Here is a 638-nt window from a genome sequence, read left to right as displayed (position 1 = left end):
TGGGGAAACCGTTGGGGCTGTATGTGGACGTGTTCCTAATGATGTATTAGGAGACCTTATTCAACGGGAAGCGGGTCACATCTATCCCGAGTCTGGCGATAACTACATCTTTATGGTGGAATCCAAGTTCGAATCTGGGTTACAACAAGGCATTGCCCTATCTCGCTCTCGGTTTGAGGATGATACATTTTCCCATGGGGAAAACCTGAAAAGTGGGATTCATACAGGCTTCGGTACAGTAAAAATCCAACGCCACACTGAATTTGAAATTCGCTTTACCGATCCGGCTACCAACGAACTTCATCCCGGTGTCCGTGAAACTATTCGTAACGGTGAAAACTTATTTGTTACCTATCCTGGTTATTCTGATTATCGTCATATTCCGGTCATTGGGAAAGGCGTTACTTTCCAGCTTAGAGGTTCGCCAGATCGCTGGGGCATGATGTGTGAGGGTGATTTAGAAGAAGTCTACAGACGCCGCTCGGTCAATGTCAGCCTAATGGAAGGTTTTGTCACATCAATGTTTGTTTTGCTAGGTACCAATATGGCACTACACGCCTTCACCACAATGCCTGTAATTGGTGTCAATGCCATATCTATAGCCATGATCGGTGTCATTGCAGTTATGTACAAAAAGT

The 638-nt window shown here is 45.1% G+C and carries 1 pseudogene; it reads left to right on the top strand.

The features are described from left to right. Window positions 1-638: pseudogene (locus B4K20_RS09425) on the top strand (methyl-accepting chemotaxis protein); the annotation flags it as partial.

It is taken from the genome of Methylophaga sp. UBA5088 (assembly GCF_002414625.1).
Lineage (GTDB): Bacteria > Pseudomonadota > Gammaproteobacteria > Nitrosococcales > Methylophagaceae > Methylophaga > Methylophaga marina.
Note: the sequence above shows the minus strand (reverse complement) of the source record. Positions and strands in the feature narration are given on the sequence as shown.